Source organism: Sphingomonas cellulosilytica (assembly GCF_052321755.1).
Taxonomy (GTDB): Bacteria; Pseudomonadota; Alphaproteobacteria; order Sphingomonadales; family Sphingomonadaceae; genus Sphingomonas.
This window is the reverse complement of sequence record NZ_JBQRTT010000004.1, coordinates 197,558-219,150: the sequence shown is the minus strand read 5'-3', so window position 1 is coordinate 219,150 and position 21,593 is coordinate 197,558. Positions and strand designations below refer to the sequence as shown.

The 21,593-nt window shown below is 68.5% G+C and carries 19 protein-coding genes; 9 read left to right on the top strand and 10 right to left on the bottom strand.

The genetic code is table 11. The annotated features are described in order from the left end of the window. Nucleotides 1-44 precede the first annotated feature (44 nt). The 6 genes from der to ACTZQ5_RS08475 form a co-directional block, all read right to left on the bottom strand. A complete protein-coding gene (gene der, locus ACTZQ5_RS08500; RefSeq protein WP_443584743.1) occupies nt 45-1,421 on the bottom strand; it encodes a ribosome biogenesis GTPase Der in 1,377 nt (458 codons plus the stop codon). A 181-nt stretch (nt 1,422-1,602) separates the two neighbouring features. Then, nucleotides 1,603-2,307, bottom strand: coding sequence for an NTP transferase domain-containing protein (locus ACTZQ5_RS08495; RefSeq protein WP_443584742.1), 705 nt, complete (start codon nt 2,305-2,307; stop codon nt 1,603-1,605). Continuing rightward, on the bottom strand, nt 2,307-3,398 hold the full coding sequence (locus tag ACTZQ5_RS08490; protein WP_443584741.1) for an inositol-3-phosphate synthase: 1,092 nt from the start codon (nt 3,396-3,398) through the stop codon (nt 2,307-2,309). The genes ACTZQ5_RS08495 and ACTZQ5_RS08490 overlap by 1 nt, the downstream gene beginning before the upstream one ends. Next, nucleotides 3,395-4,267: a CDP-alcohol phosphatidyltransferase family protein gene (locus ACTZQ5_RS08485; protein ID WP_443584740.1), complete on the bottom strand. Its 873-nt coding sequence runs from the start codon at nt 4,265-4,267 to the stop codon at nt 3,395-3,397. Before ACTZQ5_RS08485 ends, ACTZQ5_RS08490 begins: the two co-directional genes overlap by 4 nt. Before the next feature lie 45 nt (nt 4,268-4,312). Next, nucleotides 4,313-6,370: an NAD(+) synthase gene (locus tag ACTZQ5_RS08480; protein ID WP_443584739.1), complete on the bottom strand. Its 2,058-nt coding sequence runs from the start codon at nt 6,368-6,370 to the stop codon at nt 4,313-4,315. A 110-nt stretch (nt 6,371-6,480) separates the two neighbouring features. Next, nucleotides 6,481-6,822: a hypothetical protein gene (locus tag ACTZQ5_RS08475; protein ID WP_443584738.1), complete on the bottom strand. Its 342-nt coding sequence runs from the start codon at nt 6,820-6,822 to the stop codon at nt 6,481-6,483. Between the two features lie 249 nt (nt 6,823-7,071). Between ACTZQ5_RS08475 and ACTZQ5_RS08470 the strand changes: the two genes are divergently transcribed. From ACTZQ5_RS08470 to ACTZQ5_RS08440, 7 genes are all read left to right on the top strand, one after another. Next, on the top strand, nt 7,072-7,419 hold the full coding sequence (locus ACTZQ5_RS08470) for an ArsC family reductase (protein WP_443584737.1): 348 nt from the start codon (nt 7,072-7,074) through the stop codon (nt 7,417-7,419). A 67-nt stretch (nt 7,420-7,486) separates the two neighbouring features. Then, a complete protein-coding gene (gene panB, locus ACTZQ5_RS08465; protein WP_443584736.1) occupies nt 7,487-8,362 on the top strand; it encodes a 3-methyl-2-oxobutanoate hydroxymethyltransferase in 876 nt (291 codons plus the stop codon). Nucleotides 8,363-8,442: 80 nt separating this feature from the next. Next, nucleotides 8,443-9,183 carry a tetratricopeptide repeat protein gene (locus tag ACTZQ5_RS08460; protein WP_443584735.1) on the top strand — a complete coding sequence of 247 codons (741 nt, stop codon included), beginning with the start codon at nt 8,443-8,445 and terminating at the stop codon, nt 9,181-9,183. Further along, a complete protein-coding gene (locus ACTZQ5_RS08455; RefSeq protein WP_443584734.1) occupies nt 9,180-10,520 on the top strand; it encodes an outer membrane protein assembly factor BamB family protein in 1,341 nt (446 codons plus the stop codon). Before ACTZQ5_RS08460 ends, ACTZQ5_RS08455 begins: the two co-directional genes overlap by 4 nt. Before the next feature lie 293 nt (nt 10,521-10,813). Then, on the top strand, nt 10,814-11,560 hold the full coding sequence (gene otsB, locus ACTZQ5_RS08450; RefSeq protein WP_443584733.1) for a trehalose-phosphatase: 747 nt from the start codon (nt 10,814-10,816) through the stop codon (nt 11,558-11,560). Further along, nucleotides 11,557-13,353, top strand: coding sequence for a glycoside hydrolase family 15 protein (locus tag ACTZQ5_RS08445; protein WP_443584732.1), 1,797 nt, complete (start codon nt 11,557-11,559; stop codon nt 13,351-13,353). Before otsB ends, ACTZQ5_RS08445 begins: the two co-directional genes overlap by 4 nt. Then, nucleotides 13,350-14,747 (top strand): alpha,alpha-trehalose-phosphate synthase (UDP-forming), encoded by a 1,398-nt coding sequence (locus tag ACTZQ5_RS08440; RefSeq protein ID WP_443584920.1) that lies wholly within the window; start codon nt 13,350-13,352, stop codon nt 14,745-14,747. Before ACTZQ5_RS08445 ends, ACTZQ5_RS08440 begins: the two co-directional genes overlap by 4 nt. Here the strand turns inward: ACTZQ5_RS08440 and ACTZQ5_RS08435 are convergent. The 4 genes from ACTZQ5_RS08435 to ACTZQ5_RS08420 all read right to left on the bottom strand — a co-directional run bounded on the left by ACTZQ5_RS08435 (nt 14,695) and on the right by ACTZQ5_RS08420 (nt 19,469). Continuing rightward, nucleotides 14,695-15,789 carry a mechanosensitive ion channel family protein gene (locus ACTZQ5_RS08435; RefSeq protein WP_443584731.1) on the bottom strand — a complete coding sequence of 365 codons (1,095 nt, stop codon included), beginning with the start codon at nt 15,787-15,789 and terminating at the stop codon, nt 14,695-14,697. The genes ACTZQ5_RS08440 and ACTZQ5_RS08435 overlap by 53 nt on opposite strands. A gap of 48 nt (nt 15,790-15,837) precedes the next feature. Further along, nucleotides 15,838-16,956, bottom strand: coding sequence for a PepSY-associated TM helix domain-containing protein (locus tag ACTZQ5_RS08430; RefSeq protein WP_443584730.1), 1,119 nt, complete (start codon nt 16,954-16,956; stop codon nt 15,838-15,840). Continuing rightward, nucleotides 16,953-18,992, bottom strand: coding sequence for a TonB-dependent receptor (locus ACTZQ5_RS08425; protein WP_443584729.1), 2,040 nt, complete (start codon nt 18,990-18,992; stop codon nt 16,953-16,955). Before ACTZQ5_RS08425 ends, ACTZQ5_RS08430 begins: the two co-directional genes overlap by 4 nt. A gap of 69 nt (nt 18,993-19,061) precedes the next feature. Beyond that, entirely contained in the window at nt 19,062-19,469 is a 408-nt protein-coding gene (locus ACTZQ5_RS08420; protein WP_443584728.1) for a DUF2946 family protein, read from the bottom strand. A gap of 91 nt (nt 19,470-19,560) precedes the next feature. On the opposite strand from ACTZQ5_RS08420, the gene ACTZQ5_RS08415 reads away from it, so the two are divergent. Together ACTZQ5_RS08415 and ACTZQ5_RS08410 are read left to right on the top strand one after the other, a co-directional pair. Then, nucleotides 19,561-20,463, top strand: coding sequence for an ATP-grasp domain-containing protein (locus ACTZQ5_RS08415; RefSeq protein WP_443584727.1), 903 nt, complete (start codon nt 19,561-19,563; stop codon nt 20,461-20,463). Continuing rightward, on the top strand, nt 20,463-21,479 hold the full coding sequence (locus ACTZQ5_RS08410; protein ID WP_443584726.1) for an LLM class flavin-dependent oxidoreductase: 1,017 nt from the start codon (nt 20,463-20,465) through the stop codon (nt 21,477-21,479). The genes ACTZQ5_RS08415 and ACTZQ5_RS08410 overlap by 1 nt, the downstream gene beginning before the upstream one ends. Nucleotides 21,480-21,593 lie beyond the last annotated feature (114 nt).

Here is a 21,593-nt window from a genome sequence, read left to right as displayed (position 1 = left end):
CACGCTTAGGCCGAAGCGGTAAACACGACGTTGCCGTGGCTGCCCTATTCCTTGGCGTCGAAGGGATTTTTCGGCGCGCGCAAGGTGAGCCGCACCGGCACCGCGCCGAAATCCAGTTCCTTGCGCATCGAATTGACCAGATAGCGTTCGTAGCTCGCCGGCAACTGGTCGACGCGCGTGCCGAAGATCACGAAGCTCGGCGGGCGTGTCTTCACCTGGGTAACGTAGCGCATCTTGATCCGCTTGCCGCCGGGTGCGGGCGGCGGATTGGCCTCGATCGCGCGTTCGAACCAGCGATTGAGCTCACCCGTCCCCACCCGCTTCGACCACGCCTCGCGCGTGTCGAAACAGGCGTCGATCAGCTGGTCGATGCCCTTGCCGGTGGCGGCGGAGACGGTCATCACCGTCACGCCCTTCACCTGGCTGAGGCCATCCTCCAGCGCCCGCTTGACGCCGTTGAACAAGGACGAGGCGTTTTCGGCGACGTCCCATTTGTTGAGCGCGATGACGAGCGCCCTGCCCTCTTCCAGCACGCGGTCGGCGATGCGCAGGTCCTGCGCCTCCAGCCCCAGCGTCGCATCGAGCAGCAGCACCACCACCTCGGCGAAGTCGACCGCGTGGAGGGCGTCGGCCACCGACAGCTTTTCCAGCTTGTCCTGCACCTTGGCGCGCTTGCGCATGCCGGCGGTGTCGATCAGGCGGACGGGACGCGGCGCGCCGAGCCGATCGTACCAGGTCCAGTCGACCGCGATCGAATCGCGGGTGATGCCGGCCTCGGGGCCGGTAATCATCCGGTCTTCGCCCAGCATCTTGTTGATGAGCGTCGACTTGCCCGCATTCGGGCGGCCGACGATGGCGAGCTTCAGCGGCGCATCGGGGCGCTCGTCGTCCTCCTCCTCCTCCGGCATCGCCGCCGCTGCCGCCTCCAGATGCGGCAGCAGCCCTTCGAACAGGTCGCCCAGCCCCTCGCCATGTTCGGCGGACAGCTGCACCGGATCGCCGAAGCCCAGCGCCAGCGCTTCCAGCACGCCCTGCTCGCCCGCCCGGCCTTCCGCCTTGTTGGCGGCGAGCACCACCGGCGTGCGCGACTGGCGCAGCCAGCGGGCGATCTCCTCGTCGAGCGGCACGATGCCCGCGCGCGCGTCGACCAGGAACAAGGCGACATCGGCCTGGCCGATCGCCGCCTCGGTCTGCAGGCGCATGCGGCCGGGCAGCGTCTGCGCGTCGTGATCCTCGTAGCCCGCGGTGTCGATGACGCGGAAATCGAGGCCGATCAGCGTCGCATCGCCCTCCCGCCGGTCGCGCGTCACGCCGGGGCGATCGTCCACCAGCGCGAGTTTCTTGCCGACCAGGCGGTTGAACAGCGTCGACTTGCCGACATTGGGACGGCCGACGATCGCGACGGTAGGAAGACGGGACATGATGCGGCCTTAGAAGACGCGAGAGGTTAAGGGAACCGGCTGTCCATTCCTCCCCGGAACGGGGAGGTGGCGCCGCGCAGCGGTGAGGGAGGGGCAGCCAAGCAGTTCTATCGCCTGGGGCTGCCCCTCCACCACGCCTGCGGCGCGGTCCCCCTCCCCGTTCCGGGGAGGATTGAGCACATCACGCCGCCAGCCGGGTCATCCAGCCTTCGGCATGGGCGAACGCCGGCGCATCGTCGACGTCGAGCCAATCGAGGTCGCTGCAATCGACCACCTTGGCATGGCCCCTGGCGGCGAGGATGCGCACGCCCTCGGTCAGCGACGGGCTGTCGAGCGTCGCCAGCGCGGCGAAGAAGGCTTGGCCCACGGCGAACACGCCGGTGTCGTAGCAATCGTGCGGTTCCAGCCCCTTGCCGATCGCGACGATCGCATCGCCGCGCGTCGCGACGCAGGTGACGTCGAGCGGATCGACCCAGGCATGCCCCAGCCGCCGGTCGATGCCGAGCCGCAGCCCCTCGCCTGCGCCCGCCTTGGCGAGCCGGCGGTAGTGGCGCGGGCGGACGAGGTGATCGCACATCGCCAGCACCGCGCCCTCCTCGCCCACCAGCGCGCGCGCCGCCAGCGCGCTGACGCCGTTGGGCTGGTGCCAGTCGGTCATCACCGTCAGCACCTCGAGCGGCCACGCCCGCGCGGCGAGATGCGCGGCGATCGCCTCCGCACCATAGCCGAGCGAGACGATCGCACGGGTCAGGCCCGCCGCCGCCATGCCGTCGAGGGCATGGTCGATCAGCGCGCGCCCGCCGACCGGGCAGAGCGGCTTGTACGGCGTCACCGTACGGAGCCGGCTGCCCTGTCCGGCGGCGAGCAGCAGGCCCGTGGTGAGCATCAGGCGGCCTTGATGAAGTCCTCGACCGCGATCTGGGCGAGGTCGTCGGTCATCTGGGTGCGCGGATGCTTGCAGAAATAGGCGGATGCGGGATCGATCACGCCGGCGATGCCGCGATCCTTGGCGATCGCGGCGCAGCGGATCATGTCGATCGCGACACCGGCGCTGTTGGGCGAATCCTCGACCGACAGGCGCAGTTCCAGGTTCATCGGCACGCCGCCGAACAGCTGGCCTTCCATGCGCAGGAAGCAGACCTTGTTGTCGTTCTGCCACGGCACGTAATCCGACGGACCGATGTGGACGTTCTCGTCCTCCAGCCGCTCGGCCGCGACCGACTGCACGGCTTCCGTCTTCGACACCTTCTTGCTGGCGAGGCGGCGGTGGTTGGACATGTTGAGGAAGTCGGTGTTGCCGCCGGTGTTGAGCTGGTAGGTGCGATCCAGCTTGACGCCGCGCTTGGCGAACAGGTCGGTCAGCACGCGGTGCACGATCGTCGCACCCAGCTGCGCCTTGATGTCGTCGCCGATGATCGCGACGCCGGCATCCTCGAAGCGCTTTGCCCATTCGGGGTTGGAGGCGATGAAGACCGGGATGTTGTTGACGAACGCGACGCCGGCTTCCAGCGCGCATTCGGCGTAGAATTCGGTCGCCTCCTGGCTGCCGACCGGCAGGTAGTTCATCAGCACGTCGGTGCCCGAACGCTTCAGTTCGGCGACGACCTCTTCCTTGGTCGGCTGCGTGTCGTTGGCGACCACGAAGGTGCGGTCGTCCTTGTATTCGCTCATATGGTCGGCGACGCCGTCCAAGACCGCGCCCATCTTCACCACCGTGCCGGTCGACGGGATGGTGGCGGCGAACACCGCGGTGCAATTGGGCTTGGCGAAGATCGCCTCGGCGACGTCCTTGCCGACCTTGCGCGCATCCACGTCCCAGGCGGCGACGACCTTGATGTCGGAGGGCTTATAGCCGCCGACTTCCCAGTGCATCAGGCCGACCACATCGTTGGTCCCCTCGCGATAATGCTCCAGCCCCTGGACGAGCGAGCTCGCGCAGTTGCCGATGCCGACGATGGCGATGTTGATGCTCTTCATGAATGACCCTGTTCGCTTGAAAGAAGAATAGATTGCGGCGCTGCGCCGTGAACGAAACGGCGCTCGACGCGCCGGTGGAGAAGGAGGCCGAGGGCGGTGACCGCGGTGAGCGGCACGATCTCGAACCACCAGAACAGCCGCGGATTGCCCGCGAGACAGGCGATGGCGATGGCCCAGACCCGCACGTTGGCGGTCAGCAGGCTTTCCAGCCGCATCACCGGCACCGCCGCGGCGGCATAGGCGCGCGCGAAGGCGTCGCGATCCCCGCCCTGCGCCTCGGCCGCGCCGAAGCGCCGCTCGAACGGCATGGTGATGCGATCGACCGAGCCCGCGATACTGTCGTAGAAGCGGACCAGCGCCATGCCCGTCGGCACCGGCACGCTGGCAAGCGCGATCCCGCGGGCGCGACGATGGAACCGCGCACGCTCGCCCTCGTACAGGCTGGACTGCACCGCGTGGCAGCCGCCGGCGGCGATGGCGAGCAGCCAGCCCTCCGCCGTCCCGACGCTCCAGGCGAGCGCGACGTAGATCAGCGCGAAGACGCCATGATCGCACAAGCCGTCGAGCGCCCGGCCGAGCGCACTCGCCGTGCCCGTCGCGCGCGCGATCATGCCGTCGAGCCCATCGGCGACCAGCCAGGCCACCGACAGGACGAGGCCGAGCAGCGCCAGCGCGGGGTGGTGCCAGTTCGCATAGGCGAAGGCCGCCGCGGTCCCGCAGCCGAGCCCCATCACCGATACCGCATTGGCCGACACGCCCTGCCGCAGCGCAAAGGGCAGCAAGGCGTGCGACGCGGGATGGATCAGGTAAAGATTCGATGGGTCCTCGATCCGGCGATCGCGCGAGCCATCCCGGGGCGGCGGTGTCATCAGGCGTTCATAATGCGCCTCTACAGGCGCAAACGCAACAATCGACTAAAGGTTCGACGGCACGTTTCGCCGCAATTCGTCGAGCCACACCGCCGCCGTCCCGTCGGACGGTGCCCGCCAGTCGCCGCGCGGGCTCAGCGCGCCGCCGCCCGACACCTTGGGACCGTTGGGAATCGCCGATCGCTTGAACTGGCTCAATTGGAAGAAGCGGACGACGAACCGCTCCAGCCAATGCCGGATCGTCGGCAGGTCGTAGGCGACCCGCGCGTCGGCGGGGAAGTCCTCCGGCCATTCGCCCTGCCCCGCATCGCGCCACGCGTGCCAGGCGAGGAAGGCGATCTTCGACGGCGCCAGCCCGTAGCGGACGACATAATGCGCGAAGAAATCGTTGAGCGCATAGGGGCCGATCATCGATTCGGTGCTCTGCATCGCACCGGTATCGGCATCGGCGGGCACCAGCTCGGGCGAAATCTCCTGCGACAGGATGGTCGAGAGGACCGCGTTGGTCGCCTCGTCATACTGCCCGGTCCGGATGCACCAGCGGATCAGGAACTGGATCAGCGTCTTCGGCACCCCGGCGTTGACCGCATAATGGCTCATCTGGTCGCCGACGCCATAGGTGCACCAGCCGAGCGCCAGCTCGCTGAGGTCGCCGGTGCCGAGCACGATGCCTCCGCGCTGGTTGGCGAGGCGGAACAGATAATCGGTGCGCAGGCCCGCCTGCACATTCTCGAACGTCACGTCATACACCGATTCGCCGCGCGCGAAGGGATGGTCCATGTCGGCGAGCATCTGCCGCGCGGCGGGCCGGATATCGATCTCGTCCGCGGTGCATCCCAACGCCCGCATCAGCGCCCAGGCATTGCCCTTGGTCGTATCGCCGGTGGCGAAGCCGGGCATGGTGAAGCCGAGGATATCGGCGCGCGGCCGCCCCAGCCGGTCCATCGCCTTGGCCGCGACGATCAGCGCATGGGTCGAATCGAGGCCGCCCGACACGCCGATCACCAGCGTCTTCGAGCCGGTCGCGGCGAGCCGCTTGGCCAGCGCCTCCACCTGGATGTTGAATGCCTCGTAGCAATCCTCGTCGCGCCGCGCCGGCTCGTCGGGCACGAACGGGAAGCGGCGCACCTTGCGGGCAAGGCCGGCATCGGCAAGCGCCGGCCGGTGGTCGAAACCGATGCGGCGAAAGCGCGTCTCCGGGTGCCCGGCCGCCATCGCCGAATCGTTGAACGTGCCGTTGCGCAGCCGCTCGGCGACGATCCGTTCGAGGTCGACGTCCGCCACCGCCAGCTCCGGCTCCTGCACGAAGCGCCGCGATTCGATCAGCAGGTCGCCCAGTTCGTAGATCATCCCCTGCCCGTCCCAGGCGAGGTCGGTGGTGCTCTCCCCCGGCCCGGCGGCGGAATAGACATAGGCGCACGAGGTGCGCGCCGACTGCGCCTCGGCGAGCAGCATCCGCTCGCGCCCCTTGCCGATGATGATGTTGGAGGCGCTGAGATTGCAGCAGACCGTCGCCCCGGCCAGCGCGCCGATCGTCGAGGGCGGCGTCGGCGCCCAATAATCCTCGCAGATCTCGGCATGGACGACGAAGCCCGGCACGTCGTCGGCGGCGAACAGCAGGTCGGTGCCGAACGGCACCTCCGCATCGCCCAGCCGCATCGTCAGCCCGGCGAGGCCGAGGCCGGAGGCGAACCAGCGCTTTTCGTAATATTCGCGATAATTGGGCAGGAAGCTCTTGGGCACCACGCCCAGGATGCGACCGCGATGCAGCGCCACCGCGCAATTGTAGAGCCGCCCCTGCCGCACCAGCGCCGCGCCGACCAGCAGCAGCGGCGCGAGCCCCGCGGTCTGCTCCTCCAGCGCCAGCACCGCCGCCTCGCTCGCCCGCTGCTGCGCGGACTGCAGGTGCAGGTCGTCGATCGCATAGGAGGTGAGATTGAGTTCGGGAAACACCACGAGGTCGACCCCGCGCGCATCCGCATCGCGCGCCATCGCCACCGCCGCCTCGACGTTGGCGGCGACATCCCCCACACTCGCCCGCGGCGTCGCCGCGGCGACACGGACCATCTGGTGGCGGTGGATCGAAAGGAACGCATCGGTCATGGGCGGGGTGCTAGCCGTGTCGGAAGGGGGATACCACCCATGCAACGTGCCGACGCCCGAGGCGATCCGCGGGGGTTAGCGTGGTTTGCCCGGCCTCTCCGAAACGAGGTTCAGCAGCGGCCCCCGCGCAGTGTCCTTGCGGCCAGTACAAGGTGCAGGAGCTGGATCACCAGAAAGCCCGCCCCCAGCGCGAGGAAGACCGGCCAAACCACCCCTTCGTCACCGAGCCTTGGCTTCACGCAGGAGCCCATCACGATATAGGCGACCAGACACACCGTCCCCAACACCGGTATCAGGGCAAGCCCGATCACGCGCGGCGCAGTCCATGTGACGGCCCCGGTGAACGACCATTGCATCGGCAGACGCGCGTGGTTCCGAAGCCCGGCATTCGCTCGCATAGCGACACCGACATAGACCAGCATGAACACCAGCGCGGCAGCGATCATGAACATCAACCGTCCTTCCGCGGTGGAGACTAGCACGACCCCGAAAGTGCGCCATCCGGGCGATTACGCACGTTGTGTCGCGCTGCCCGAGGCGGACAGTGCTCGGTGACGTCAGGTAGATCCACACTCGCCATTCGACTCGAACCCGTCGAAGGGCCGGAGTCTCACCCGTGCTTCGACAAGCTCAGCACGAGCGGTTCTAAGTAGCGTCATCATGCTCTACGACGCGGTTCGTTCATCACGAGGCGGCAGACAGTGACGACCACCCTCTACGGCATCCCGAACTGCGACACGGTGAAGAAGGCGCGCGCGTGGCTGGATGCCGCCGGGGTCGCCTACACCTTCCACAATTACAAGACCGCCGGCGTCGACGCGGAGCGGCTGGCGGGGTGGGTCGACCGTCTCGGCTGGGAGGTGCTGCTCAACCGCGCCGGCACGACGTTCCGCAAGCTGCCCGATGCCCAGAAGACAGGACTGGACGCGGAGAAAGCGATGGCGCTGATGATCGCGCAGCCGTCGATGATAAAGCGCCCGGTGGTGGAAGCGGGCGACACGCTGCTGGTCGGCTTCAAGCCCGCGGACTGGAGCGCCGCCTTCTCCTGATGCCCCCCGGGCGGCGGATGAGGCTGGCCTCTGGATCGCGCGCCGCCCACGCGGTACATCGCGCGCCATGTCCACCACCTACACGATCGACACCGCGACCAGCCGCGCCAATCCGACGCCGGCGCCGGCCAAGCGCCTGACCATCCCCGCGATTCGGCGGCGCAAGGGCGGCGATCCGGACAGGGGCGGGCCGCTGGTGATGCTGACCGCCTATACGGTGCGGACCGCGCAGCTGCTCGATCCGCATTGCGACATGCTGCTGGTCGGCGACAGCCTGGGCCAGGTGATCTACGGCCTGCCCTCCACCGTACCGGTGACGCTGGAGATGATGGCGGCGCACGGCGCGGCGGTGGTGCGCGGCAGCTATCATGCGCTGGTCGTCATCGACATGCCGTTCGGCAGCTACGAGGCCTCTCCCCAGCAGGCGTTCGAGAGCGCCGCCTTCCTGCTCAAGCAGACCGGCGCCGCCGCGGTGAAGCTGGAGGGCGGCGAGGCGATGGCGCCGACGGTGCGCTTCCTGTCCGAACGCGGCGTGCCCGTGATGGGCCATGTCGGCCTGACGCCGCAGGCGGTGAACGTGCTCGGCGGCTATGGCGCGCGCGGGCGCAGCGAGGCGGAGGCGGCAAAGATCCTCGCCGATGCGGTGGCGATCGCCGATGCGGGCGCCTTCGCGATCGTCATCGAGGGCGTGATGGAGCCCATCGCGATCCGCATCACCGAAACGATCGCCTGCCCGACGATCGGCATCGGCGCCTCGGCCCGCTGCGACGGGCAGGTGCTGGTCGCCGAGGACATGCTCGGCCTGTTCGAGCGCACCGCGCGCTTCGTGAAGCGCTACGAGGACATGGCCGGCCGCATTTCCGCCGCAGCCGAGACCTATGCCGCCGAGGTCAGGGCGCGCAGCTTCCCGGGGGCGGAGCAGATCTACCCCTCGAAGGGGTGAACCGCGCCCATCTTTTGTTTCGCGGCGGCCACCGCTAAGAGTGCGCGCCGTTCACCCTCGTCTCTCTTTCGGAGCCCTCCTTGGCCCTTACGCCGCAAAACAACGAAGCGTTCCTGCGCGAAGTCGATGACGAGCTGCGCCGCGATCAGCTGATGACCTTCTGGGAGCGCTACGGCCGCTGGACGATCGCGGCGATCGTGCTCGCGCTCGCGGCGTTCGGCGGCGTCCTCTACTGGCAGCACCACCAGCGCGAGGCGGCCGGGGTACAGGGCGAGCAGCTGCAGGCGGCGTATGACTCGCTCGGCAGCGGGCAGACCGACGCCGCGGCCAAGGCGCTCGCGCCGATCGCCGCGTCGGACCGCGACGGCTACAAGGCGCTGGCGCTGATGACGGAGGCGGACATCCTGCTGAGCAAGAAGCAGGACAAGGCCGCCGCCGCCAAGTTCGCCGGCATCGCCGCCGATACGGGCATCGCCCAGCCGTTCCGCGATCTTGCGCTGATCCGCCAGACCGTCGCCGAATATGACGCCCTGAAGCCGCAGGTGGTGATCGAGCGGCTGCGTGCCCTCGCCGTCCCCGGCAACGCCTATTTCGGCAGCGCGGGCGAGCTGGTCGCGATCGCCTATCTCGACAGCGGCCGCAAGGATCTTGCCGGCCAGCTGTTCGGCCAGCTCGCGCAGAATGACGCGGTGCCCGATTCGATCCGTCAACGCGCCGTTCAGATGGCCGGCACGATGGGCGTCGCCACGGATGCGAGCGGCACCGCCGACGTGCGCATCGTCCGCCCCGCCGCACAACCCAAGGAAGCACCCGCGCAATGACGACCATCACCAGCGGCCGCCGGTTCCGCACCTCCGTCGGGCTCGCCGCGCTGATGGCCCTGTCCGCCTGCGGCATCTTCAAGGGCGGCCCCAAGAAGACGCCGACCGTCGGTGAGCGCGTGCCGATCCTGTCGTCGGAGAATGCGATCGAGGCGGACAAGACGATCGCCGACATCCAGGTGACGCTGCCCGCCCCCGCCCCCAACGACAGCTGGACGCAGCCGGGCGGCAACGCCGCGAAATCGATGGGCCAGCTGGTGCTCGCCGAATCGCCGGCGCGTGCCTGGCAGGCATCGGTCACCGGCGGCTCCCCCCGCGAACGGCTGGGCGCCGCCCCCGTCGTCGCCGACAACAAGCTGTTCGTCGTCGATGTCGAGGCGCAGCTCCACGCCTTCGCCGCGGACACCGGCGCCAGCCTGTGGACCGCCTCGGTCAGCACCGGCGACGAAAACCGCGCGGCGCGCTTCGGCGGCGGCGCCAGCTATGAAGGCGGGCGCGTGTTCGCCACCGACGGCGTCGGCGACGTGGTCGCGTTCAACGCCGCGGACGGCAAGGAGATCTGGCGCGCCAAGCCCGGCGGCCCGCTGCGCGGCGCGCCGACGGTCGCCAACGGATCGGTGTATGTCGAGAGCCAGGACAACCAGCTGTTCGCGCTCGACCAGAACGACGGCAAGGTGCAGTGGGCGCAGTCCGGCACGCTGGAAACGCAGGGCGTGTTCGGCGTCGCGGCACCTGCCGCCAGCCAGGGCACCATCGTCGCCGGCTTCTCCAGCGGCGAACTGAACGCCTATCGCTACGAGAACGGGCGCGTGCTGTGGGGCGATGCCCTGTCGCGCACCTCGATCACCACCTCGGTGTCGAGCCTGTCCGATATCGATGCCGATCCGGTGATCGACAACGGCCGCGTCTTCGCGGTCGGCCAGGGCGGCCGCATGGTCAGCCTCGACCTCGCCACCGGCCAGCGCCTGTGGGAACAGAATTTCGCCGGCATCTCCACGCCGTGGATCGCGGGCGAATGGCTGTTCGTCGTCACCGACGATGCCCGCCTCGTCTGCCTCGCGCGTTCGAACGGCAAGGCACGCTGGATCGCCCAGTTGCAGCGCTTCAAGAACGCCAAGAAGAACAAGGGGCCGCAGGTCACCTGGTTCGGTCCGGTGCTCGCCGGCGGCCGCCTGCTGCTGACCAACTCGCTCGGCCAGATCGTCTCCGTCTCGCCGGGCGACGGCAGCGTCGTCAACACGATCGAGACGAAGGACAGCTATGCGCTGCCGCCGATCGTCGTGAACAACACGCTCTATACGCTGGGTCAGTCCGGCAAGATCACCGCCTACCGGTAAGGCAGGCCGTCTCCCTCTCCCCTCGGGAGAGGGAGGGAGCGCCGCAGGCGCGGTGGGGTGAGGGTGAGCGCCACCCGCTATCGATCCGGCGCTGTCCTACACCCCGTCGCATCCGCTATACGGCCCGGATGCCCGCCCATGTCCAGCACCGCGCCGCCACTCCCGGCGGCCGGGTGCGGAGGGCCATTTCGACGCGCACGTGCCGTAAACTTCGTCAACTTCCGAGGCTGCCGACTCGGGATGTCGGCCCTGCCCGGCTTGACCCCTCCGGCCCGATCCCCGACAGGCGCGGCGTGACCCACCTGCCCCCGCCCCCCGCCGACCTGTTGCGCGATGCCGCCCTGTTCCTCGACTTCGACGGCACGCTCGTCGAATTGCAGGAGCGCCCGGAGGCGGTCCGCGTCGACGCCCGTCTCGCCGCGCTGGTGGCGGAACTGTCGCAGGCGCTGGACGGGCGCGTCGCGATCATCTCCGGCCGGCCGGTGGAGGGCATCCGCGCGCTGTTCGGCGATCCGCCCTTCGCCATCTCCGGCAGCCACGGGCTGGAGGTCGCCTGGCCCGACGGCCGCCAGACGCGCGCGGAACGTCCCGCCGCCCTCGACATTATTGTCGACAGAATGACCGTCTTCGCCACCGCAACGCACGGCGTCCTCGTCGAGGAAAAGCCGCTCGGCGCCGCGCTCCACTATCGCGCCGCACCGCAAGCGGAGGCAGAGGCGCATGCGCTCGCCACCCGCCTCGCCACCGACAGCGGCCTGCACCTCCAGACCGGCAAGATGATGATCGAGGTGCGCGTCGCCGGTGCCGACAAGGGCACGGCGCTCGCCACCCTCATGCAGGCCCCCGCCATGGCCGGCCACCGACCCGTGTTCCTGGGCGATGACGACACCGACGAACCGGCGATGGCCGCCGCCGCCGCACTGGGCGGCGCGGGCGTGCTGATCGGCGAACCCCGTCCCACCGCCGCCGCCTGGCGCCTCGCCGGCGTTGCCGACACCCTGTCCTGGCTCCACGCCGCAACCGAAAGCCTCCGCCGATGACGTCCATGCCGCAGACCAGCGTCGACCTCTGGCCGATCGGCAATTGCCAGGTGAGCGCACTCATCGATCGCGCCGGCCGCTTCGTCTGGGCCTGTGCGCCGCGCGTCGACGGCGATCCGGTGTTCTCCGCCCTGGTCGGCGGTGCCGAGCCGGAGAGCGGCTTCTGGGCCGTGTCGATCGAAGGATCGGTCAGCGTCGAGCAGCATTACATCCGCAACACCCCGATCCTGGTCAGCACGCATACCGACGCCGCCGGCAACGCGCTGGAGGTGATCGATTTCTGCCCGCGCTTCAATCGCCTCGGGCGCACCTATCGCCCGGTTGCCTTCGCCCGCATCGTCCGTCCGATCGCGGGCAGCCCGCGCATGACGATGCAGCTGCGCACCACCTGCGGCTGGGGCGGCGCCTGCCGCGAACAGGTCGGCGGGTCCAACCATCTGCGCATCATGCTCGACGCGATGCAGATGCGCCTCACCACCACCGCGCCAATCGGCATGGTGCAGGAAGAGCGCACCTTCCGCCTCGAAAGGCCGCTGCACTTCTTCCTCGGGCCGGACGAAAGCTTCACCGGCGATCTTGCCGAATCGGTGGAGGCGATGCTCGCGCAGACGACCGCCGAATGGCAGGAATGGACGCGCAGCCTCGCCATCCCATTGGAATGGCAGGATGTGGTGATCCGCTCGGCGATCACCCTGAAATTGTGCCAGCATGAGGAAACCGGCGCGATCGTCGCCGCGCTCACCACCTCGATCCCCGAACATGCCGGGTCGGAGCGCAACTGGGATTATCGCTACTGCTGGATTCGCGACGCTTACTACACGGTGCAGGCGCTGAACCGGCTCGGCGCGCTCGACGTGCTGGAGGGTTACCTCGGCTATCTGCGCAACATCGTCGACGATGCGCGCGGCGGCCATATCCAGCCGCTCTATGGCGTGCTCGGCGAGGCGACGCTGACCGAACGCTTCGCCCCCGCCCTCGCCGGCTATCGCGGCATGGGGCCGGTGCGCGTCGGCAATGCGGCGTACGAGCAGCATCAATACGACGCCTACGGCCAGATCGTGCTGTGCAGCGTCCACGCCTTCTTCGACCAGCGGCTGCTGCGCCCCAACACGGTCGAGGATTTCCACCGGCTGGAGCAGGTCGGCGAGCGCGCCTGGACGCATTACGACAAGCCCGACGCCGGGCTGTGGGAGCTGCGCACCCGGCAGAGCGTGCACACCTATTCGGTCGCGATGTGCTGGGCGGCGTGCGACCGCCTGGCCAATGCCGCGCACGTGCTCGCCATGCCGGAGCGGCGGGATTTCTGGCAGGAACGCGCCGACCACATCCGCGGCGTGATCGAGGACAAGGCGTGGCGGCCCGACACCAATCGCATGTCGGCGACCTTCTCGGGCGACGACCTCGATGCCAGCCTGATCCAGCTGCTCGACCTGCGCTTCTTCCAGCCCGACGATCTGCGCTTCCTGGGTACGCTGGAGGCGGTGGAGCACGGCTTGCGCCGCGGCAGCTTCATGCTGCGCTACGATACCGAGGACGATTTCGGCCTGCCCGAAACCGCGTTCAACGTCTGCACCTTCTGGCTGATCGAGGCTTTGCACGCCACCGGCCGGACGGACGATGCGCGCGCTCTGTTCGAGGAGATGCTGGCACGGCGCACCGCAGCTGGCTTGCTGTCCGAGGATATCGATCCAACATCCGGTGAACTATGGGGAAATTATCCCCAGACCTATTCGTTGGTCGGCATGATAAATTGTGCCGCCATGCTGTCCAAACCGTGGAGTTCGATCCGCTGAGCCGCCTTATCATCATTTCCAATCGCGTATCCGCCCCGTCGGGCTCCAAATCCGGCGCACAGGGGGGGCTGGCCGTCGCGCTCGCCTCCGCCTTGCGGGAATATAAGGGGATGTGGTTCGGCTGGTCGGGCGAGCAGACCGACGAATATACCGGCCAGATCACCTTCCAGCGCAACGAAGGCGTCACCACCGCGACCGTCGACCTCGAAGAGCAGGATATCGAGGAATATTACAACGGCTACGCCAACCGTACGCTGTGGCCGCTCTTCCACTATCGCGTCGATCTCGCGGAATATGAACGCGAATTCGCCGGCGGCTACCAGCGCGTCAACGAACGCTTCGCCGACACCGTCCAGCCGCTGATCGAGGAGGAGGATGCGGTCTGGATCCAGGATTACCACCTGTTTCCGCTCGGCCAGGAACTGCGCAAGCGCGGAGCCAAGAACCGCCTGGGCTTCTTCCTCCACATTCCCTGGCCGCCACGCCGACTGCTCGCGATCCTGCCCGAAGCGCAGGATCTGGTGCGCGGCCTGTTCGCCTATGACGTCATCGGCTTCCACACCGACGAATGGCTGTCGTCGTTCCGCGACTATGCGGTCGCCGAACTGGGCGCGGTCAGCGAGGGCGACGAGCTGGTGCTCGGCGACCGGCGGGTGAAGGTGATGGCCTGCCCGATCGGCATCGATGCCCGGGAATTCGCCGGCCTCGCCACCAGCACGCGCGGCCGCCTCGCCTTCCGCCAGATGCGCGATGCGGCGGTCGGGCGCGACATGATCGTCGGCGTCGACCGGCTCGATTATTCCAAGGGGCTGGAGGAGCGTTTCCTCGGCTACGAACGCTTCCTCGTCGAGCATCCCGAGGAGCGCAAGGAAGTGACCTTGCTCCAGATCGCGCCGCCGAGCCGCGCAACCGTCGGCAGCTATCAGAAGATCCGCAGCAACCTCGAAGGGCTCGCGGGCCGGATCAACGGCGCCTATGCCGATATCGACTGGGTGCCGATCCGCTACGTCAACCAGGGCTATCCGCGCGACGTGCTGGCGGGCATCTACCGCGCCGCCAAGATCGGCCTCGTCACCCCCTTGCGCGACGGCATGAACCTCGTCGCCAAGGAATATGTCGCGGCTCAGAACCCGGAGGATCCGGGCGTCCTCATCCTGTCGCGCTTCGCGGGCGCCGCCTGTCAACTGACCGACGCGGTGCTCATCAATCCCTATTCCGCCGAGGAGATGTCCGACGCGATCATGCTGGCGCTGCGCATGCCGCGCGAAGAGCGGATCGCGCGCTGGGAAAAGATGATGGACGTCATCATGCGCGAGGATATCGGCTGGTGGCGCCGCACCTTCACGGATGCGCTGATGGAGGCGCCGCTGGAGATGGAGCAGGAGCCGGCATGAGCCGGGTCTTGGGCAGCGCTTCCGGCATTTCGGTGCGGAGGAAGGCATAGATCGCCTCGCGCACGTCGCACCGCAGGTCGAAGGCGGTGGAGGCGTCCTTGGCGGTCATCAATCCGCGCAGCTCCATCGTCCCGTCGGGCTTCGAATCGGTCACCTGCAGGTTGAAGAAACGCTGGTCCCACCGCGGGTTGGCGCGCACCACCTCCTCCAGCTTGGCGCGGATCCGCGGCACGTCGGCGGCAGGATCGAGGTACCAGAACACCGATCCGAGCAGCGCGCTCGTTTCCCGCGTCCAGTTCTGGAAGCTGTTTTCGAGGAACTTGGAAACCGGCACCACCAGCCGCCGTTCGTCCCACAGCCGCACCACGACATAGGTCAGCCGGATATCCTCGATCCGCCCCCATTCGCTGTCGATGATGACGACGTCGTCGATGCGGATCGGTTCGGTGAACGCCATCTGGATGCCGGCGATCAGGTTCTTAAGCGCCGGCTGCGCCGCGGCACCGATGGCAAGGCCGGCGACACCCGCCGAGGCGGCCAGGGTGACGCCGATGGTACGGACCGAGGGGATGCTCATCAGCATCATCATCGCGGTCAGCAGGATCAGCACGAACACGCCGATGCGGTGAAGGATGCCGATCCGCGTTCGCCGCCGCCGCGCCCTCAAATTGTCGGCGGCCGTGATGTCGAACCGCACCTCGCTGATGTCGCGATAGGCGGTCAGCACCGCGAGCAGCATCCAGCCGAAGACGGCGGGCGTCAGCAGCCCCAGCACCCGCTGCCAGATCGTCTCCCAATAGCGCGGCAGGTCGAGCCCCGGCCCCGATGCCGCCAGCGCGATGCCGATCGCCAGCCAGAAGGTCGGCCTGCCGAGGCGGGCGATCAGGATGTCGTCGGTTTTGGTCGCCGTCCGGCTGGCGAAGCGCCGCAGCACCGCGAACAGCACGCGATGGAGCAGCGCCACCACCAGCACGAAGGCGGCGACGCCCGCCAGCTTGGCGACCCATTGGGGCAGGTCGAGATCGAGCCACGGCATCCGCATCAGACGTAATCACGCCCGACCGCCGCGAAAGCTCCCTCGCCCGTGGAATTAATGCTGCATGTGCGAACGCCGCAACGCCCATCGCCACAGCCCGGTGCCGAACAGCAGCGCCGGCAGCAGCCCCGACGCGAACACCAGCCACCGTCCGGCAAGCCCCAGCGCCTCGCCGCCATGCAGCGGATGCAGCCAGGCAAGCACCGTATCGCCCGCCGAGTCCGCCCGTTCGTCGCGCACCGCCAGCACCCGCCCGTCGTACGGATCGAGCCACACGTTGCTGCGCGGGAACCGCCGGCTCGGCTCGCCCACCACCATCAGGTTGACGCGCACCGTTCCGTGCGCGTCGGCGGGCGTCTCGATCCAGGCAAGCGCCGCCCCCGGCAGCCGTGCCTCCGCGCGACGTACCAGCGTATCGAGCGGCAGGAACCCGCCGGGCCGCGGCACGCTGACCGGCCTTGGCGTCGCGAACAGCGGCGAGGCCCGTGCCACCAGCGGGTGCACCTGATCGGGCAGGTCGAGCATCGCGCCCGTCGCCGTCACCACCAGCAGCACCGGTGCGCCCGCCAGTCCGGTCCATTTGTGCAGGTCGTACAATCGCCGCGACCGCGATGCCTGCCGCTTCCAGGCGAGCGAGCGCCGCCACCCGCCGATCCGCGGCCACCACGCCCAAAGCCCCGTGACGAGCATCGCCAGCATCACGATGCCGGCGATCCCCATCCCGATCGCCCCCGGCGCTCCCAGCAGCAGCCGGTAATGCAGATCGTAGATCCACGTCGTCGCATAGCCGCCCCAGAAGCCGCGCCGCACCACCTGCAGGCTGCCGGGATCGAGCCACAGCATCAGCGGCGCGAACGCCTGCCCCCGCGTTTCGACCGGCGTATAATAGCGCACCGGGATCGGCCCGCCGTCCGGCGTCACCTCGATCCGCCACGCGCCCGTCCGCTGCGGCTCGGCGCGATGCAGTGCATCGTACACCGCTTGCCACGATGGCGGCCGCACGCCCGCGGCGACACCGGACAGGCCGGGATGCAGCGCGCCGTCGATCTCGGGATAGAAGACCAGCACGCTGCCGGTCAGCCCGGTCACCGCGAACAACAGCCCGACGCTCAGCCCCAGCCACAGGTGCACGCGCCGCACCGCGATGCGCACCCGCTGCACCGGCGTCGTCACAGCGTCAGCCGCACGCTGCCGTAGAGCGCGCGTCCGTCCGCCGGCGAATGCAGCACCTGCGTCCCGTCGTACCAGACGTATTCGTACTGCCAGTCGCCGATGTTCTTGAGCTGCGCCGCCACCTCCAGCTTGGGGAGCACCCGCCACGCCACCTCGGCCGTCACCACCAGATAGGCGCCGTAGCGCGGCAGGGTGTTGGCCGGCGTCAGCGCGTAGCTGGACTGGCCGTTGCCCCACAGCGAAACGCGCCAGCGCGCCGCCGGCGTCACGTCAAGGCCGCCCGAGAACAGGTTCTGCGGCACATGGTCGATCCAATTGCCCGCCTGCGACGGTGTCGCCGGATCGGGCACGATGATGCGCGCATGCTGGTAGGAATAGGCGCCCCACAGATTGGCACCCGCCACCGGCGTGACGCTCAGCTGCACGTCGAGCCCGCGCCGCCGCGTCGAACCCAGGTTGGCGCTATCGCCGGAGGGATCGTTGAGCAGCCGCTTGATCTCGCCGCTCGCGGTCTGTTCCCACAGCGCCACGCGCGCCTCCAGCCAGCGCCCGCGCGCGAATTTCACGCCCGCCTCCCAGCCTTCGTTGATCGAGGGTGCGAGATCGGTGGTGCGCGGCGGCACCTTATAGGCGCCCGCCCCGACGCCGATCTGGAAGGTGCGCCCGTAATTGCCATAGGCCGTCACACCGGCGGCCGGCGTGATCGCGACGCTGATCTTGGGCTGGCTGATCGTGCCATAAGCGTTGATCGGATAGCGCTGCCCGTTCAACCGGTTGTCGAGGTGCCCGGACACGGTGTCGAAACGCCAGCCCGGCGTGATGCTGAGCCAGGCGGTCGGCTCCACCACCGCCTGCACATAGCCACCCGCGACCGTCAGCGCGAAGGCCTGGTCGCGCGTCTGGCTGGTGATCCTGCGGTTGGCGGTCAGCCAGCGCAGGCTCTCGTTGTCCTGCACCTGCACGTCGCCGCCGGCCTCCAGCATCAGCCGGTGCACGAAGGCGACGCTGGGGTGGTAATGCAGCGTCGCGATGCCGCCATATTGCTGTTCGCGGGTCAGCCGCCGCTGTTGCGCGACCGCGGCGGAGAAGCGGACGTAGCGGTCGTCCTCCAGCCCGTTGGCATAGGCCTTGGCGCTGAACCCCAGGTCGCGGGTCAGATCGGCGTCGAGATGCAGGCTGTACTGGTTGAGCTGCCGCCGCCCGCCGTCGCTCGCCGACACCGCATAGGAGCGGCGTCGGTTGGTATAGGCGTCGGCATCGGTCAGATAGCCCGGCTCCTCGGCATCCGCCTGCGACACCCGTGCGATGCCCCCCAGCCTTACGCCGCCCCAATCGTAGAACCATTTGCCGGCGAGGCTGACCCGCTCCAGCGCCGAATGGTCGCGGAACCCGTCGCTGCGGCGATAGCCGACGAAATAATTCTGGCTCAGTCGCCCCGTCTCGACGCCGGCGGCAAGCTGTCCCTCGGCGGTGCCGAACGCGCCGCCGAGCCCGCGCACGTCCAGGTAGTTGCCGCCGATCCGCGTCACGATATTGGCGCTGCCGGCGATCGCATGCAGGCCGTAGCGCGGATCGGCCGTGCCGCGCACCAGATCGATCTGCGCGATGTCGAGCGGCATGACGTCGTCGATGAACATCATGCCACCGTCGTTGGCGTTGCCGGGGATGCCGTCGATCAGCAGCTTGACCGCGTTGATCTCCCCCTCCCCGTTGAAGCCGCGGATCGAGAAGCGGCCGGAGGTGGTGCCCTGGTTGAAGTCGGTCAGCGAGACGCCGGGCAGCCGGGCGAACAGTTCCCAGCTGTTGTCGACGCTCTGTCGCTGCGCGATGTCGCCGCCGAGCCGATCGACCGAGGTGAGGACGGGGCTGGCGCTGCGCGCCATGTCGCGTGCGGTGACGACGATGTCGCCGACCGAGAAGCTGGTATCGCGGGCCACGTCCGCGGCGTCATGGGCGTGGTCGGCGGTCTGCGCGACTGCCGGTGTCGCGCAGGCAAGCGCCGCGGCCGCCGCCGCCGCGGTAGGAAATGGGGTCATCGATGCTGGTCCTGATCCGGGCGCGCGCCCTCTCCCGGACGCTGCGCCATGTCTGTGATTATCGGAGGATCAGGCGAGGATCGGTGGCGCTCGCGAAGGAGGCCGCAGGTGTGGCGCAGCGGTGACCCGCGGCCCCGCGACGATCCGCAATCCCAGCGCCAGTGCAAAGGCCAGAGCTACGGCGAGCACCAGCGGATCGATCGGCGTGTCCGCCGCCTGCGCCAGCGCGGCATAGGGGCACGGCATCTCCGCCGCCGGATGCTGCCGATCGTCGTGGGTAGCGGTGCGATGGTGCATATGCGCCATCGGTTCGGGCTCGACCGGCATCACGCCGCTGCACACCTGCAACATGGCGCGACCGTCGACCACGCCGACCATGAAGCCGCTCGGCACCAGCAGCTTCACCGCCAATGCGGTTAGCGCCAGCAGGAACACCAGCCGGCGACGATCCAGCAGCAGGTGGCGGAGCGACAACACGCGCAGGTGCATAGGCCACCACGAGCGATCTGTCATTGATCCAAGTCCGGGCTTTCCGCCCGCCCGATCCATCCGCTAAGCGCCTGTAGCCATGACCGATCTTGCCATCCTCTACGAACATCCCGCCTGGTTCGTGCCGCTGTTCGCCGCGCTCGACCGGCGCGGTGTCGCCTATCGCGCGCTGAAGCCCGACGGCGACTGGAACCCCGCCGATTCGCATCTGCCCGCACCGCTGGTCTTCAACCGGATCGCGATGTCGAGCTTCCTGCGCAGCGGCGAGCATCCGATCTTCCACGCCGCCGCCCTGCTCGATCACTGGCGGCGCGGCGGCGCGCGGATCGTCAACGGCCCGGACGTGCTGGCGATCGATTCGTCCAAGGCCCGGCAATTGTCGCTGATCGCCGGGCTCGGCCTCGCGATTCCCGAAACGCGCGTCGTGCACCGCGCCGCCGACGTCGAAGCGGCGGCGGCGAGCATCGGCTTCCCGCTGGTCGTGAAGGCCAATATCGGCGGTTCGGGCGCCGGCATCGTCCGCTTCGATGCGATGGAAGACCTGCGCGCCGCCGTGGCCGACGGCGGGCTGCCGACCAGCATCGACGGCGTGCTGCTGGTGCAGGATTACGTTCCCGCCCGCGGCGGCACGATCACCCGCATCGAAACGCTGGACCGCCGTTTCCTCTACGCGATCGACGTGGCGGGCGGCGGCGCCTTCGACCTTTGCCCCGCCGATGCCTGCGTCGTACCGGGCAGCGGCATCGCGATGACCGCGATCACCCCGCCGCCCGCGCTGGTCGAGGGGGCCGAGCGGATTGCGCGCGCGGTCGACCTCGACGTCGGCGGCGTCGAGGCGATGATCGACGATCGCGATGGCGTCGCGCGTTTCTACGATATCAATGCCTTGTCGAACTTCGTGGCCAAGCCGCATGAGGTTCTGGGCTATGATCCGCACGACCGGCTGGTCGACTATCTCCTCACGCTGTCGAAGGACCTGTGATGCGCTACGGCTATTGGATGCCCGTGTTCGGCGGCTGGCTGCGCAACGTGCCCGACGAGGGGATGGAGGCGAGCTGGGACTATGCCAAGCGGCTGACGCTCAATGCCGAGCGCTGGGGCTATGACCTCAGCCTGATTGCCGAACTCAACCTCAACGATATCAAGGGCATCGAACAGCCCGCGCTCGATGCGTGGTCGACCGCCGCGGCACTGGCCGCAGTGACCGAGCGGATCGAGCTGATGGTCGCCGTCCGCCCCAATTTCCACCATCCCGCCCTGTTCGCCAAGGCCGCCGCCAACATCGACCGCATCTCCGGCGGCCGGCTCGCGCTCAACGTCGTCTCCTCCTGGTGGGCGGACGAGGCGCGGCAATATGGCCTGCAATTCGACCAGCACGACGATCGCTATGCGCGCACCGAGGAATGGCTGACCGTCGTCGACGGGCTGTGGACGCAGGAGCGCTTCAGCTTCGAAGGGCAGTTCTACCGTACCGAGGAGGCGATCTGCGCGCCCAAGCCGGTGCGCCGCCCGACCGTCTATGCCGGCGGCGAGAGCGAAAAGGCCAAGGCGATGATCGCCGCGCAATGCGACGCCTATGTCATGCACGGCGACCCGGTCGGCGCGATCGCACCCAAGATCGCCGACATGGCAGCGCGACGTGCGGCGGCCGGCGGCGCTCCGATGCGCTACGGCATGGCGGCCTATGCCATCGTCCGCGACAGCGAGGCGGAGGCGAAGCGCGAACTGGAGCGGATCACCACCGTCAGCGAATTGCCCGCCGGCTACGCCAATTTCGATCAATGGCTGTCGGGCACGCAGCTGGAGCGGGAACTCAAGATCCAGGAATATTCCGTCTCCAACCGCGGCCTGCGCCCCAATCTGGTCGGCACGCCCGAACAGCTGAAGGAGCGGATCGCCGAATATGAAGCCGCCGGCCTCGACCTGCTGCTGCTCCAGATGAGCCCGCAGGCAGAGGAGATGGAGCGGTTCGCGGTGCAGGTGATGGGAACGGCATAAGCCCCCCCTCTGTGCTCTCTGCGAAAGTCCTCATTGTCTTGCCGGACGTGTTCCGGCATCCACCGTGCCGCGGAATCCCAAGGCGCTGATTTTGCGGAACGGTGGACCCCGGAA

Bases quoted from the DNA above. Each gene is read 5' to 3' on its own strand.
- ACTZQ5_RS08475 (WP_443584738.1), bottom strand. From the start codon at position 6,822: ATGTTCATGATCGCTGCCGCGCTGGTGTTCATGCTGGTCTATGTCGGT.
- ACTZQ5_RS08445 (WP_443584732.1), top strand. From the start codon at position 11,557: ATGACGTCCATGCCGCAGACCAGCGTCGACCTCTGGCCGATCGGCAAT.
- ACTZQ5_RS08415 (WP_443584727.1), top strand. From the start codon at position 19,561: ATGACCGATCTTGCCATCCTCTACGAACATCCCGCCTGGTTCGTGCCG.
- ACTZQ5_RS08435 (WP_443584731.1), bottom strand. From the start codon at position 15,789: ATGCGGATGCCGTGGCTCGATCTCGACCTGCCCCAATGGGTCGCCAAG.
- ACTZQ5_RS08495 (WP_443584742.1), bottom strand. From the start codon at position 2,307: ATGCTCACCACGGGCCTGCTGCTCGCCGCCGGACAGGGCAGCCGGCTC.
- ACTZQ5_RS08485 (WP_443584740.1), bottom strand. From the start codon at position 4,267: ATGACACCGCCGCCCCGGGATGGCTCGCGCGATCGCCGGATCGAGGAC.
- ACTZQ5_RS08425 (WP_443584729.1), bottom strand. From the start codon at position 18,992: ATGACCCCATTTCCTACCGCGGCGGCGGCGGCCGCGGCGCTTGCCTGC.
- ACTZQ5_RS08455 (WP_443584734.1), top strand. From the start codon at position 9,180: ATGACGACCATCACCAGCGGCCGCCGGTTCCGCACCTCCGTCGGGCTC.
- ACTZQ5_RS08490 (WP_443584741.1), bottom strand. From the start codon at position 3,398: ATGAAGAGCATCAACATCGCCATCGTCGGCATCGGCAACTGCGCGAGC.
- der (WP_443584743.1), bottom strand. From the start codon at position 1,421: ATGTCCCGTCTTCCTACCGTCGCGATCGTCGGCCGTCCCAATGTCGGC.
- ACTZQ5_RS08410 (WP_443584726.1), top strand. From the start codon at position 20,463: ATGCGCTACGGCTATTGGATGCCCGTGTTCGGCGGCTGGCTGCGCAAC.
- ACTZQ5_RS08480 (WP_443584739.1), bottom strand. From the start codon at position 6,370: ATGACCGATGCGTTCCTTTCGATCCACCGCCACCAGATGGTCCGTGTC.
- panB (WP_443584736.1), top strand. From the start codon at position 7,487: ATGTCCACCACCTACACGATCGACACCGCGACCAGCCGCGCCAATCCG.